Source organism: Pantoea sp. UBA4549, from assembly GCF_002387285.1.
GTDB lineage: Bacteria > Pseudomonadota > Gammaproteobacteria > Enterobacterales > Enterobacteriaceae > Pantoea > Pantoea borealis.
Genome location: NZ_DGLH01000011.1, coordinates 81,407 through 94,062, shown reverse-complemented (window position 1 = coordinate 94,062; position 12,656 = coordinate 81,407). Strand labels below are relative to the sequence as shown.

Below are 12,656 nucleotides of genomic sequence, written 5' to 3'. Positions count from 1 at the left end.
ATTACTCCCCGGCTGCGATTCGGAAGGCATTATCCAAATCGGCAATTAAATCTTCGTGATCTTCAATGCCGACGGAGACCCGCAGCAGCGTTTCAGAGATCCCGGCGGCCGCACGCGCTTCCGCGGACATGCCGGCATGTGTCATGGTGGCCGTATGTGAAATCAGGCTCTCTACCCCGCCCAGCGATTCCGCCAGCGTAAACAGCTGTAACGCTTTCAGAAAACGGCGCAGACGCGCTTCATCTGCATCCAGCTCGAAGCTTAACATTGCGCCAAAGCCGCGTTGCTGACGCCGCGCATATTCATGACCGGCATTTTCCGGCAGAGAAGGATGATACAGCTTTTTCACCAGCGGCTGCTGCTTCAGGTAGTCCACTATCGCCAGCGCGTTACGCTGGGCGGCCGCCATGCGGGGCGCCAGCGTCCGCAGGCCGCGCAGCAGCAGATAGCTGTCAAACGCCGCGCCGGTCACGCCGATGTTATTGGCCCACCAGGCGAGCTCAGTGGCAACGGCCGGATCTTTTGCAATCACCGTACCGGCTACCACATCAGAGTGGCCGTTGAGGTATTTGGTGCAGGAGTGGATCACCAGGTCAGCCCCCAGAGCGAGCGGATTTTGCAGTGCCGGGCTCAGGAAGGTGTTATCCACCACGCTGACGGCGCCCGCCGCGCGCGCGGCCTGACAGATTGCCGCAATATCCACCACGCGCAGCAGAGGATTGCTCGGACTTTCCACCAGCACCAGCTTTGGTTTTTCCGCCAGCGCTGCGGCCAGCGCCGCGCTGTCGCCCTGGTCGACAAATTTCACACGATAAGCGCCGCGCTTGCTCAGACTGTCAAACAGGCGATAACTGCCACCATAGCAGTCGTGAGGAGCAATCAGCAGATCGCCAGGTTTCAGGAACACAGTGGTAACCAGATGAATCGCAGACATGCCGGTATTCGTCAGTACGGCACCCGCGCCGCCCTCCAGCTCGGCCAGCGCGCGCTGCACCACATCACGCGTCGGATTACCACGACGCGAATAGTCATGGGCACGCGGCTCATTAAAGTCGAGAAAATTATAGGTGCTGGAGAGGTGAATGGGCGGGACTACGCAGCCATACTGCTCGTCATCATTCAAACCGCTGCGTACTGCGATGGTTGCCTGTTTGCGCGTCATGGGCTCTGCTGTTCCTGAAGAGGGGTAAAGTGCCCACAGGATAACATTCCGCTAACAGACGTCAATACATCTGGACATCTAAATGTCTTTGCGTATAGATTGAGCGTAACGCGAATAACCGCTAAAATTATACGTTATTGCCTGCTGAGCAGCGCATGCGCTTTATTAACGCCGCGCTGAAGCACAAAATCCACGGCGCAGGCGGTCAGGCACACAAAAATCGGGCATAATCCACGGATTATTCCCTATAACACTTTTATTAATTAAGGTAACTCATGGCTGAATGGAACGGCGAATATATCAGCCCGTACGCTGAGCACGGTAAAAAAAGCGAGCAGGTTAAAAAAATAACGGTTTCTATCCCGCTGAAAGTGCTTAAAATTTTAACCGACGAGCGTACACGTCGCCAGGTTAACAATCTGCGTCACGCCACAAACAGTGAGCTGCTGTGCGAAGCTTTTTTGCACGCGTTTACCGGCCAGCCTCTGCCCGATGACGTTGACCTGCGTAAAGAGCGCAGCGATGAGATCCCGGAAGAAGCGAAGCAGATTATGCGTGAAATGGGCATCGACCCGGATAGCTGGGAATATTAAACGCTGATATAAAAAAACCCAGCCGAAGCTGGGTTTTCTTTTGCATCCGGGATAACCCGGCGGCAAATAAATCTTATTTTTTGCTGCCCGGAATGCTGAAACGCTTGTTGAAGCGATCAACGCGGCCGCCGGTGTCAACAACACGCTGCTTACCAGTGTAGAACGGGTGGCATTTGCCGCACACGTCCAGGTTCAGGTCGTGGTTCATGGTAGAACGGGTGTTGATCACGTTACCGCAAGAGCAAGTGATGGTCACTGCTTCGTACTTCGGGTGAATACCTTGTTTCATGGGAAAACCTCATAAAAGGCCGTGTCGCTCTCCATGCCAGGCGAACCTGCACAGCACCACACGCGGTTGAACATTATATGTATCTCTGGCGAGCCATCTCACCAAAGGCGGCATAGTATACAGAATTTAACCGCCCAAGGCAAACATTGCTCAGCCATACACGCCTGCGGCCCCAGCGTGTACACTACCGTCCCTGATTACAGAACTGGATAGAGATCGCGATGTCCGTCGTAAAGGTTGCCCTGCCCGTCCCGCTACCGCGCCTGTTTGATTATCTGCTTCCTGCTGACGCTTCGCAGCCGGCAACCGGCAGTCGCGTCAGCGTGCCCTTTGGCAATCGTAAGCTGACTGGCATTGTGACCGGCGTGGCCGAAAGCAGCGATTTGCCGCTGAAACAGCTGAAACCGATAGACGCGGTGCTGGATGACAGCAGCCTGTTTTCGCCCGCGCTATGGCGCATTCTGAACTGGGCGGCAGGTTACTACCATTCACCCGTCGGGGAAGTGCTGAGTCATGCGCTGCCGGTTCTGCTCCGCCAGGGTAAACCGGCGCAGGAAGCGCCGCTGTGGCAGTGGGTGATAACGGAGGCCGGGCGTGAAGTGGCTGCTGAAAGTCTGAAGCGCGCACCAAAGCAGCAGCAGGCGCTGGCCGCCCTGCGTCAGCGACCACTCTATCGCCATCAGGTGAGCGAACAGAGTTTTAATGACGCCGCACTGCAGGCGCTCAGAGCCAAAGGGCTATGCGAGCTGCGCGAACATGCGCCACCGACTGCAGACTGGCGGACGCATTTTGCCATTAAAGGCGAGCGTCTGCGGCTTAATACCGATCAGGCCATGGCCGTTGGTGCGATCCGCGCAGAAGACGATCGCTACGTTCCGTGGCTGCTGGCCGGGATCACCGGCTCCGGTAAGACCGAGGTTTATCTCACTATTCTGGAAAACATTCTGTCGCGCGGTATGCAGGCGCTGGTGCTGGTGCCGGAGATTGGCCTGACGCCGCAAACCATCGCACGCTTCCGTGAACGCTTTGATGCCCCGATTGATGTCCTGCACTCTGCGCTGAATGACAGCGAACGGCTGGCGGTCTGGCTGCGCGCCCGGCGCGGCGAAAGTGCGATTATCATTGGTACACGCTCCGCGCTGTTCACCCCACTGGCGCGGCCCGGCGTAATCATTATCGATGAAGAGCACGACAGCTCCTATAAACAGCAGGAGGGCTGGCGTTATCAGGCACGCGATCTGGCGGTGTTTCGCGCGCATGAAGAGAACATCCCGATTGTGATGGGTTCGGCCACTCCCGCGCTGGAGACGCTGCATAACGTGCGCGTCGGCAAATACCGGCAGCTCAACCTCACCCAACGCGCCGGTAATGCAAAACCGGCGTTGCAGCAGTTGATCGATCTTAAAGGACAACCGCTTAAAGGCGGTCTGGCACCGGCGCTGCTCAGTAAAATGCGTCAGCATCTGCAGGCAGACAATCAGGTGCTGCTGTTTCTCAACCGGCGCGGCTTTTCACCGGCGCTGATGTGCCACGACTGCGGCTGGCTGGCGGAGTGCCAGCGGTGTGACAGTTACTACACGCTGCATCAGCATCACCGTCAGCTGCGCTGCCATCATTGCGACAGTCAGCGCCCGCTGCCGCTGCAGTGCCCCGGCTGCGGATCAACCCATCTGATGCCGGTTGGCGTAGGAACAGAGCAGCTGGAGCAGCAGCTGGGCACGCTGTTTCCGGATGTGCCAATCTCGCGCATCGATCGCGATACCACCAGCCGGAAAGGTGCGCTGGAGCAGCATCTGGCGGATGTGCATCGCGGCGGTGCGCGAATACTGGTGGGCACACAGATGCTGGCAAAAGGCCATCACTTCCCTGATGTTACCCTGGTGTCGCTGCTGGACGTTGACGGCGCGCTCTTCTCTGCTGATTTTCGTGCGGCAGAGCGTTTCGCGCAGCTCTATACCCAGGTTGCGGGTCGTGCCGGACGCGCCGGTAAACAGGGCGAAGTGCTGCTGCAGACGCACCATCCGGAACATCCGCTGCTGCAGACGCTGCTGCATCGCGGCTACTTTGCGTTTGCTGACCAGACGCTGCTGGAACGCCAGTCAGTGCAGCTGCCGCCCTGGACCAGCCACGCGCTGTTTCGTGCCGAAGATATGGATAATCAGCAGGCTGCCGCTTTTCTCGTGCAGCTGCGTAATCTGCTGGAGGCGAGCCCGCTGAAAGATGAAGCGACCTGGCTGATGGGCCCGGTACCGGCGCTGGCACCCAAGCGCAGCGGCCGCTGGCGCTGGCAGCTGCTGCTGCAGCATCCGTCACGCAAACGGCTGCAGCAATTATTGGGCAGCTCGCTGCCGCTGCTGAGCACATTACCCGCTGCACGCAAAGTGAAATGGACGCTGGATATCGATCCTGTTGAGAGTTGACAGCGCCTGCATCTGCGAGCCAGATCGAAAAAAGTCGAACAAGTCACAGTTTTTATGCAAATTAAGTAACAACCCTGTCCGCCAATGCGTTATCAATAGAGCAATCCGGCCAGGACCGGCCCTTGCAGGCAAACTGTACGCTGTATCATGCCAGGAGTAATACGTTGGACCCGAAGCAAACTTCATCTGCTGCCACGATGAAAGATGTGGCTGAGCACGCAGGCGTCTCGACGGCGACCGTTTCCCGGGCGCTGATGAATCCGGAGAAAGTGTCTGCTGCCACCCGGCAAAAAGTGGAGCAGGCGGTCGTTGCGACAGGCTACGCAGCGCATGGCCTGGCGCGCAATGCCAGACGCAATGAAACCCGGACTATCCTGGTGATTGTGCCCGATATCTGCGATCCCTTTTTCAGTGAAATTATCCGGGGCATAGAGGTCACTGCCGCGCAGCAGGGGTATCTGGTGCTGATTGGCGACTGCGCGCATCAGGATCATCAGGAAAAAACCTTTCTTAATCTGATGCTGACGCGACAGATTGATGGCATGGTGCTGCTGGGCTCACAGCTGCCGTTTGACGCCGATCCCGAGGCACTGCGCAGCCTGCCACCCATGGTCATGGGCAATGAGTTTGCGCCGGAGATGGCGCTGCCTACCGTGCACATTGACAACCTGACCGCTGCGTTTGAAGCGGTCAACCATTTGCTGCAGCTCGGACATCGTCGTATCGCCTGTGTTACCGGGCCGGAAGCAGTTCCGCTCAGCCAGTATCGTCTGCAGGGTTATATTCAGGCGCTGCGCCGCAGCAGCCTCCCCGTTGAACCCACGTTTATCGTGCGTGGCGATTTCTCTTTCGAAGCCGGTGCACGCGCCCTGAAGCAGCTGATGAGTCTGCCGCAGCCACCGGAAGCGATATTCTGCCACAGCGATCTGATGGCGCTGGGCGCCATGAATCAGGCGCGCAAACTGGGTATGCGCATTCCGCAGGATCTCTCCGTCGTCGGCTTTGATGATATTGAGCTGGCGCGCTATTACGAACCCCCTCTGACTACCGTGGCGCAGCCCCGCTTTGACATTGGCCGTGAAGCAATGCTGCTGCTGCTGGATGAGCTGCAGGGCAAGCGGGTAAATAATGGTTCGCGCCTGCTGGATGCAGAACTGCGCGTGCGCGGCAGTACGGCACCGGCTAAAAAGCGTTAGGTGATGCGTGCCGCACTGCGCATTTTCAGCAGATTCTGAAGACAGAGTCTGCTGGTCAAAGTTCGCACCCTTGAGTAACATGGCGCATTCATTGCCGGGCGGTTTACACCTCATTTACACCCGTCATTTTTCAAGCTGCAGCCAGGCTGGTTGCAACTCACACTGTTCAGGGCCTACGCCCGCAGGCATTTTGAAGGTATCAGGACGAAAGTGGCACAAAGAGATTATGTAGGCCGCGGGCGTTCAACAGGGACGCGTCGCAAAAAACCCGCCGGCCGCAGCAGCAAAAAAAGCAAAGGCGGCTCGGGTATATCGAAAGTGATGGTGGTACTCGCTGCGGCAGTACTGGTCGCTTTTGCCGGTGGCTTATGGTTCATCGCGCACCATAAAAAAGAAGAGACGCCGGTTATTCCGAATCACAAAGTCAATGGTAACGGCCTGCCGCCCAAGCCGGAAGAGCGCTGGAAATACATCAAGGAGCTGGAAAACCGGCAGATCACGGTTCCCTCACCGACTGAGCCTTCTGCTGGCGGTGAAGTGCAGTCGCAGACGCAGCTGACTGATGAACAGCGTCAGCTGCTGGAGCAGATGCAGGCGGATATGCGTCAGCAGCCTACTCAGCTGAACGAGGTGCCGTGGAATGAGCAGACGCCAGCCCAGCGGCAGCAGACATTACAGCGTCAGCAGGTGCAGCAGCAGCAACGTCAGCAGCAGATGCAGGCACAGCAGCAGCAGGTACAGCAGCGGCAGCAGCAACAACAGCAACGTCAGCAACAGTTACAGCAGCAGCGTCAGCAGCAGTTGCAGGCTCAGCAGCGTCAGCAACAGCAGCAGGCTGACCGACCGGCACCGGTACAGCAGGCAAAACCAGAAGCCACCAAAGTGAAGCCGGAAGAGAAAGCCTCTTCACAACGCTGGATGGTGCAGTGTGGCTCCTTTAAAGGCAGCGATCAGGCGGAGTCGGTGCGCGCCGGTCTCGCTTTCGAAGGTTTTGAAAGCCGTATCACCACCGGCGGCGGCTGGAATCGTGTGGTGATTGGTCCGTTTAAAGATCGCAGTAAAGCTGACAGTACCGTGAAGCGGCTGCACAGCGCCGGTCACGGCAGCTGCATTCCGCTAGCCCTGCCCTGATAGTACCAGCCCTGCTCCCGGCGTCTGATGCCACCGGGAGCAGGCGCAGCCGAATTAAGATAAACCCCATCTTCCTGAGGGGTTGAAACCTTCTTAACCCACCCCATATCTGTTTGCATGATACGCCGCGCCGGGTGCGTGGTGTCTTTTTTCAACTGCAACAAGGGGTCTGCCCGTGACAACAATAGTAAGTGTACGACGCAACGGCCGGGTCGTTATTGGTGGTGATGGCCAGGCAACGCTCGGCAACACCGTAATGAAAGGCAACGTCAAAAAAGTGCGTCGTCTTTACAACGATAAAGTGATTGCGGGCTTTGCGGGCGGCACTGCCGACGCCTTTACCCTGTTTGAACTGTTTGAGCGTAAGCTGGAAATGCATCAGGGCCATCTGGTTAAAGCCGCAGTTGAGCTGGCAAAAGACTGGCGCACCGATCGCATGCTGCGCCGTCTTGAAGCGTTGCTGGCTGTAGCGGATGAGAACTCTTCGCTGATCATCAGCGGTAACGGCGATGTTATTCAGCCGGAAAACGATTTAATCGCTATTGGCTCCGGCGGCCCCTACGCCCAGGCAGCGGCCCGTGCGCTGCTGGAAAATACCGACATTGGTGCACACGATATTGTTGAGAAAGCGCTGAACATCGCCGGCGATATCTGTATCTACACCAACCATAATATCAACTACGAAGAATTACCGTCTAAGGCGTAAGGACCAAAACCATGTCTGAGATGACTCCACGCGAGATTGTCAGCGAGCTTAATCGCTTTATCATCGGCCAGGACGGCGCTAAAAAAGCGGTTGCCATTGCGCTGCGTAATCGCTGGCGCCGCATGCAGCTTGACGAAGAGCTGCGTCATGAAGTCACCCCGAAAAATATTCTGATGATCGGCCCGACCGGTGTCGGTAAAACCGAAATTGCGCGTCGCCTGGCGAAGCTGGCCAACGCGCCGTTTATCAAGGTTGAAGCGACAAAATTTACTGAAGTCGGCTATGTTGGTAAAGAAGTGGACTCCATCATCCGCGATCTGACTGATTCTGCCATTAAAATGGTGCGCAGTCAGGCGATTGAAAAAAATAAGTATCGCGCTGAAGAGATGGCAGAGGAGCGCATTCTTGACGCACTGATCCCGCCAGCTAAAAATAACTGGGGTCAGCCAGAGCAGAATGCTGAGCCATCAGCCGCGCGCCAGTCTTTCCGCAAAAAACTGCGTGAAGGCCAGCTGGATGATAAAGAGATTGAGATCGATCTGGCTGCTGCACCGGCTGGCGTAGAGATCATGGCACCGCCGGGCATGGAAGAGATGACCAGCCAGCTGCAGTCCATGTTCCAGAACCTGGGCGGTCAGAAACAGAAGCCGCGCAAGCTGAAAATCAAAGATGCCATGAAGCTGCTGATTGAAGAAGAAGCGGCAAAGCTGGTTAATCCGGAAGAGCTGAAGCAGGATGCGATTGATGCGGTAGAGCAGCACGGTATCGTGTTTATCGATGAGATCGATAAAATCTGTAAGCGCGGCGGTCAGTCTTCTGGCCCGGACGTATCACGTGAAGGTGTGCAGCGCGATCTGCTGCCGCTGGTAGAGGGCTGCACCGTCTCTACCAAGCACGGCATGGTTAAAACCGACCATATCCTGTTTATCGCTTCCGGCGCATTCCAGGTGGCCAGCCCGTCCGATCTGATCCCGGAGCTGCAGGGTCGTCTGCCGATTCGCGTTGAACTGCAGGCGCTGACCGTGAACGACTTCGAGCGTATCCTTACTGAACCTAACGCGTCCGTCACCGTGCAGTATAAAGCGCTGATGGGTACCGAAGGCGTCAACGTGGACTTTACCGAAGACGGTATCCGCCGGATTGCTGAAGCAGCCTGGCAGGTTAACGAAACCACTGAAAATATCGGTGCACGCCGTCTGCATACCGTGCTGGAGCGTTTGATGGAAGATATCTCCTATGACGCCAGCGATCGCCACGGTGAGTCGATTACCATCGACGCAGAGTATGTCGGCAAGCATCTGGATGTGCTGGTCGCAGACGAAGATCTCAGCCGCTTCATCCTGTAACACCATTCTGACCATCCCCCGCTGCCCGGCCATTGCGCCGGGCATTTTTTTGCGCAGGATATTGATGCGGCGCTGCTTTTTCCCGGTGATGATTTTGCCAACAATCTTCAGATAGCGATATACTTACCTTTCCTGTGGCAAACAGACGGCATCCTTATGAAATACGATACATCTGAACTCTGTGACATCTACCATGAAGAAGTGAATGTGGTTGAACCACTTTTTTCCAACTTCGGTGGACGCACCTCATTTGGTGGGCAGATAACCACAGTCAAATGTTTTGAAGACAATGGCCTGCTTTACGATCTGCTGGAAGAGAACGGGCGCGGACGGGTGCTACTGGTCGATGGCGGCGGTTCGGTACGTCGTGCACTGGTGGATGCTCAGCTGGCCCGGCTCGCGGCGCAAAACGAGTGGGAAGGCCTGGTGATTTACGGCTCGGTACGGCAGGTTGATGAACTGGAGGAGCTGGAAGTTGGCATTCAGGCAATTGCCGCCATCCCCGCGGGTGCTGCAGGTGAAGGCATTGGTGAAAGTGACGTACGCGTCAACTTCGGCGGCGTAACCTTTTTCTCCGGCGATCATCTCTACGCGGACAATACGGGCATTATTCTGTCAGAAGATGCGCTGGATATTGAGTAAACCGCAAACAAAAACGGGTGCCTGAGCACCCGCAGGTTTAAGCGCAGGTGCTTAAACCTCTTCCATTTTTCCCAGCAGTGCCCGCAGACGTTCCTGCCAGACATGCTGCTCTTCTTTCAGATGCTGATTTTCACGCGCCAGCGCGTCCTGGTTGCCGGAAGCCTGGCTTACTTCGTTTTTCAGCGTACTGTTCTGCTCTTTCAGCTCTTCAATTTCCATTTGCAGCAGCGTGATGGTATCAATCGCCTGCTGTACTTTCGCTTCCAGTTTCTCAAATACTTCAAATGACATCGTTCTGACCTCTCCTAAAACTCGCAAGGCGTTGATGAAGCTGCAGGTGCCTGAATAAAGACGCACGCAGCCATGTTGACCCGATTGTATGTAGCCAAACCCGGCAAGTCCAGCGGCACGGGATCCTGGCGGTCAGTCTGTAACACTTTTCAGGTAATGCTTAAAAAATAGACCCGCGGTCTGCCTGGCTGGGTTAAGCGCGTTAACTGACGGGTTAATTAGCCTTAAAGAAAGGTAAAAGACGCGAAAACGCGCATTTTTATGACGCAGTACACAGAATTCAATTTCGCTATTTCTCGTTTATGTTCGTTAACGATAAATTCACATCAACCCTACATTAGCGCTGGGCGACTCAGGGATTGAGAACAAAAACTGATAACATTTAACCTCGCTTCAGGAATTCCATTATGAGTCAGACAACGAACACACTCAAAGGTCAATGTATCGCCGAGTTTCTCGGCACCGGTTTGATTATCTTTTTTGGCGCAGGCTGTGTGGCTGCGCTCAAGCTTGCTGGTGCGGCATTCGGTCAGTGGGAAATCTGTATCATCTGGGGTCTGGCCGTTTCGATGGCGGTGTATCTGAGTGCGGGCGTTTCCGGCGCGCATCTCAATCCGGCGGTCACCGTGGCGCTCTGCCTGTTTGCTAATTTTGAAGGGCGTAAAGTTTTACCTTACATTCTGGCGCAGGTTGCCGGCGCCTTCTGTGCCGCTGCACTGGTATACGGCCTTTATTACAATTTGTTTTTCGATTATGAAGCGAGCCATCAAATGGTGCGTGGCAGCGTGCAGAGCCTCGACCTGGCGGGTATCTTCTCTACTTATCCTAATCCGCACATCACGGTCGGTCAGGCGTTTCTGGTAGAGATGGTGATCACAGCCGTACTGATGGCGGTTATCATGGCGCTGACTGACGATGGCAATGGCGTACCGCGTGGCCCGCTGGCGCCGCTGCTGATTGGCCTGCTGGTTGCTATTATCGGTGGTTCAATGGGTCCCCTGACCGGCTTTGCGCTCAACCCGGCACGTGACTTTGGACCGAAACTGTTTGCCTTTATCGCTGGCTGGGGTGACGTAGCCTTCACCGGCGGCAAAGATATTCCTTACTTCCTGGTGCCTGTGTTTGGTCCGCTGGTGGGTGCATGTCTGGGTGCCTTTAGCTATCGTGCGCTGATTGGTCGCCACCTGCCGGTAAACATCGCAGAAACCAGCAAAACAGAAAAACCTGTAGCGCGCGCTGAACAGCGTAAAGCGTAAGTTTCACTCTTAATCATCAGGACATTATTATGACTACGCCAGATAAAAAATATATCGTCGCGCTCGATCAGGGTACCACCAGCTCCCGTGCCGTCGTACTCGACCATGACGCCAACATCGTTGCTGTTTCACAGCGTGAGTTTACGCAGATCTATCCGAAAGCGGGCTGGGTTGAGCATGACCCGATGGATATCTGGGCTTCACAGAGCTCAACGCTGGTGGAAGTGCTGGCACACGCTGACATTAACTCCGATCAGATCGCCGCTATCGGTATCACTAACCAGCGTGAAACCGCCATTGTCTGGGATAAAGAGACCGGCAAACCTATCTACAATGCCATTGTCTGGCAGGATCCACGTACCGCTGACTACTGTAACAAGCTGAAGAAAGAGGGGCTGGAAGAGTATATCCAGCACACCACAGGTCTGGTTATTAACCCTTACTTCTCCGGCACCAAAGTAAAATGGATCCTCGATCACGTGGAAGGCGCACGCGAGCGTGCAAAACGCGGCGAGCTGCTGTTCGGCACGGTAGATACCTGGCTTATCTGGAAGATGACGCAGGGCCGTGTGCATGTCACTGACCATACCAACGCCTCGCGTACCATGATGTATAACATCCACAAGCTGGAGTGGGATGCACGCATGCTGGAGATCCTCGACATTCCGCGCGAAATGCTGCCGGAAGTTAAGGGCTCCTCTGAGATTTACGGTCAGACCAATATCGGCGGTAAAGGCGGCACGCGTATTCCGATTGCCGGCATTGCCGGTGACCAGCAGGCGGCCCTCTATGGTCAGCTCTGCGTACAGCCGGGCATGGCGAAAAATACCTACGGTACCGGCTGCTTTATGCTGATGAATACCGGTACTGAAGCGGTCACCTCTACCCACGGCCTGCTGACCACTATCGCCTGTGGCCCGCGCGGCGAAGTGAACTATGCGCTGGAAGGTGCCGTATTTATCGGCGGCGCCTCGATTCAGTGGCTGCGCGACGAAATGAAGCTGATCAACGACTCTACCGATTCAGAATATTTTGCGCTGAAAGTTAAAGACACGAACGGCGTCTATATGGTGCCGGCGTTTACCGGGCTGGGCGCCCCGTACTGGGATCCGTATGCCCGTGGTGCCATCTTCGGCCTGACCCGCGGTGCCAATGCCAACCACATTATCCGCGCTACGCTGGAGTCGATCGCCTATCAGACGCGTGACGTGCTGGAAGCGATGCAGAACGACGCCGGTACCCGCCTGCAGTCGCTGCGCGTGGATGGCGGCGCTGTCGCGAACAACTTCCTGATGCAGTTCCAGTCCGACATCCTCGGCACGCGCGTTGAACGCCCGGAAGTGCGTGAAGTCACGGCGCTGGGTGCGGCCTATCTGGCAGGCCTGGCGGTTGGCTTCTGGAACGATCTGGACGAGGTGCGTGCCAAAGCCGTTGTGGAACGCGAATTCCGTCCTGGCATCGAAACCACTGAACGCAACCTGCGTTACGCGGGCTGGCAGAAAGCGGTCGCGCGTGCCAAAGCCTGGGAAGATGAAGCATAAATAGCCCCCTGCCCGCGGTTCATGCCGCGGGTTTCTCCCTCTCCCGCTTTTCCCGCTGTGCTACACTGCCCGCCTGTTTTTCT

At 56.1% G+C, this 12,656-nt stretch carries 12 protein-coding genes; 9 read left to right on the top strand and 3 right to left on the bottom strand.

Annotation, left to right across the window (positions count from 1 at the left end; all coding sequences use genetic code 11):
- Position 1 precedes the first annotated feature (1 nt).
- On the bottom strand, positions 2-1,162 hold the full coding sequence (metB, locus tag B3041_RS11770) for a cystathionine gamma-synthase (protein ID WP_039381178.1): 1,161 nt from the start codon (positions 1,160-1,162) through the stop codon (positions 2-4).
- Positions 1,163-1,437: 275 nt separating this feature from the next.
- Between metB and metJ the strand changes: the two genes are divergently transcribed.
- Positions 1,438-1,755, top strand: a complete 318-nt coding sequence (metJ, locus tag B3041_RS11765; protein WP_065648453.1) for a met regulon transcriptional regulator MetJ — start codon at positions 1,438-1,440, stop codon at positions 1,753-1,755.
- Positions 1,756-1,828: 73 nt separating this feature from the next.
- Here metJ and rpmE read toward each other — a convergent pair whose 3' ends face one another.
- A complete protein-coding gene (gene rpmE, locus B3041_RS11760; RefSeq protein WP_039381182.1) occupies positions 1,829-2,044 on the bottom strand; it encodes a 50S ribosomal protein L31 in 216 nt (71 codons plus the stop codon).
- A gap of 221 nt (positions 2,045-2,265) precedes the next feature.
- On the opposite strand from rpmE, the gene priA reads away from it, so the two are divergent.
- The 6 genes from priA to rraA all read left to right on the top strand — a co-directional run bounded on the left by priA (position 2,266) and on the right by rraA (position 9,485).
- A complete protein-coding gene (priA, locus tag B3041_RS11755; RefSeq protein ID WP_065648452.1) occupies positions 2,266-4,464 on the top strand; it encodes a primosomal protein N' in 2,199 nt (732 codons plus the stop codon).
- Between the two features lie 164 nt (positions 4,465-4,628).
- Positions 4,629-5,660: a DNA-binding transcriptional regulator CytR gene (gene cytR, locus B3041_RS11750; RefSeq protein ID WP_065648451.1), complete on the top strand. Its 1,032-nt coding sequence runs from the start codon at positions 4,629-4,631 to the stop codon at positions 5,658-5,660.
- A gap of 210 nt (positions 5,661-5,870) precedes the next feature.
- Complete coding sequence (gene ftsN, locus B3041_RS11745; protein ID WP_292974284.1) at positions 5,871-6,791, top strand: cell division protein FtsN; 921 nt, start codon at positions 5,871-5,873, stop codon at positions 6,789-6,791.
- 175 nt (positions 6,792-6,966) lie between these two features.
- A complete protein-coding gene (gene hslV / locus B3041_RS11740; protein WP_071668633.1) occupies positions 6,967-7,497 on the top strand; it encodes an ATP-dependent protease subunit HslV in 531 nt (176 codons plus the stop codon).
- Positions 7,498-7,508: 11 nt separating this feature from the next.
- The gene (hslU, locus tag B3041_RS11735) at positions 7,509-8,843 is read left to right on the top strand and encodes an HslU--HslV peptidase ATPase subunit (protein ID WP_065648449.1); all 1,335 of its coding nucleotides are present in this window, start codon (positions 7,509-7,511) and stop codon (positions 8,841-8,843) included.
- Positions 8,844-8,999: 156 nt separating this feature from the next.
- Entirely contained in the window at positions 9,000-9,485 is a 486-nt protein-coding gene (gene rraA, locus B3041_RS11730; RefSeq protein WP_292974280.1) for a ribonuclease E activity regulator RraA, read from the top strand.
- A 51-nt stretch (positions 9,486-9,536) separates the two neighbouring features.
- Here rraA and zapB read toward each other — a convergent pair whose 3' ends face one another.
- Complete coding sequence (gene zapB / locus B3041_RS11725; RefSeq protein ID WP_065648447.1) at positions 9,537-9,776, bottom strand: cell division protein ZapB; 240 nt, start codon at positions 9,774-9,776, stop codon at positions 9,537-9,539.
- A 407-nt stretch (positions 9,777-10,183) separates the two neighbouring features.
- On the opposite strand from zapB, the gene B3041_RS11720 reads away from it, so the two are divergent.
- Positions 10,184-11,032 carry an MIP/aquaporin family protein gene (locus B3041_RS11720; RefSeq protein WP_039381201.1) on the top strand — a complete coding sequence of 283 codons (849 nt, stop codon included), beginning with the start codon at positions 10,184-10,186 and terminating at the stop codon, positions 11,030-11,032.
- A gap of 29 nt (positions 11,033-11,061) precedes the next feature.
- Positions 11,062-12,573 (top strand): glycerol kinase GlpK, encoded by a 1,512-nt coding sequence (glpK, locus tag B3041_RS11715; protein WP_065648446.1) that lies wholly within the window; start codon positions 11,062-11,064, stop codon positions 12,571-12,573.
- Positions 12,574-12,656 lie beyond the last annotated feature (83 nt).

Bases quoted from the DNA above. Each gene is read 5' to 3' on its own strand.
- glpK (WP_065648446.1), top strand. From the start codon at position 11,062: ATGACTACGCCAGATAAAAAATATATCGTCGCGCTCGATCAGGGTACC.
- B3041_RS11720 (WP_039381201.1), top strand. From the start codon at position 10,184: ATGAGTCAGACAACGAACACACTCAAAGGTCAATGTATCGCCGAGTTT.
- zapB (WP_065648447.1), bottom strand. From the start codon at position 9,776: ATGTCATTTGAAGTATTTGAGAAACTGGAAGCGAAAGTACAGCAGGCG.
- rpmE (WP_039381182.1), bottom strand. From the start codon at position 2,044: ATGAAACAAGGTATTCACCCGAAGTACGAAGCAGTGACCATCACTTGC.
- hslU (WP_065648449.1), top strand. From the start codon at position 7,509: ATGTCTGAGATGACTCCACGCGAGATTGTCAGCGAGCTTAATCGCTTT.
- priA (WP_065648452.1), top strand. From the start codon at position 2,266: ATGTCCGTCGTAAAGGTTGCCCTGCCCGTCCCGCTACCGCGCCTGTTT.
- metJ (WP_065648453.1), top strand. From the start codon at position 1,438: ATGGCTGAATGGAACGGCGAATATATCAGCCCGTACGCTGAGCACGGT.
- metB (WP_039381178.1), bottom strand. From the start codon at position 1,162: ATGACGCGCAAACAGGCAACCATCGCAGTACGCAGCGGTTTGAATGAT.
- rraA (WP_292974280.1), top strand. From the start codon at position 9,000: ATGAAATACGATACATCTGAACTCTGTGACATCTACCATGAAGAAGTG.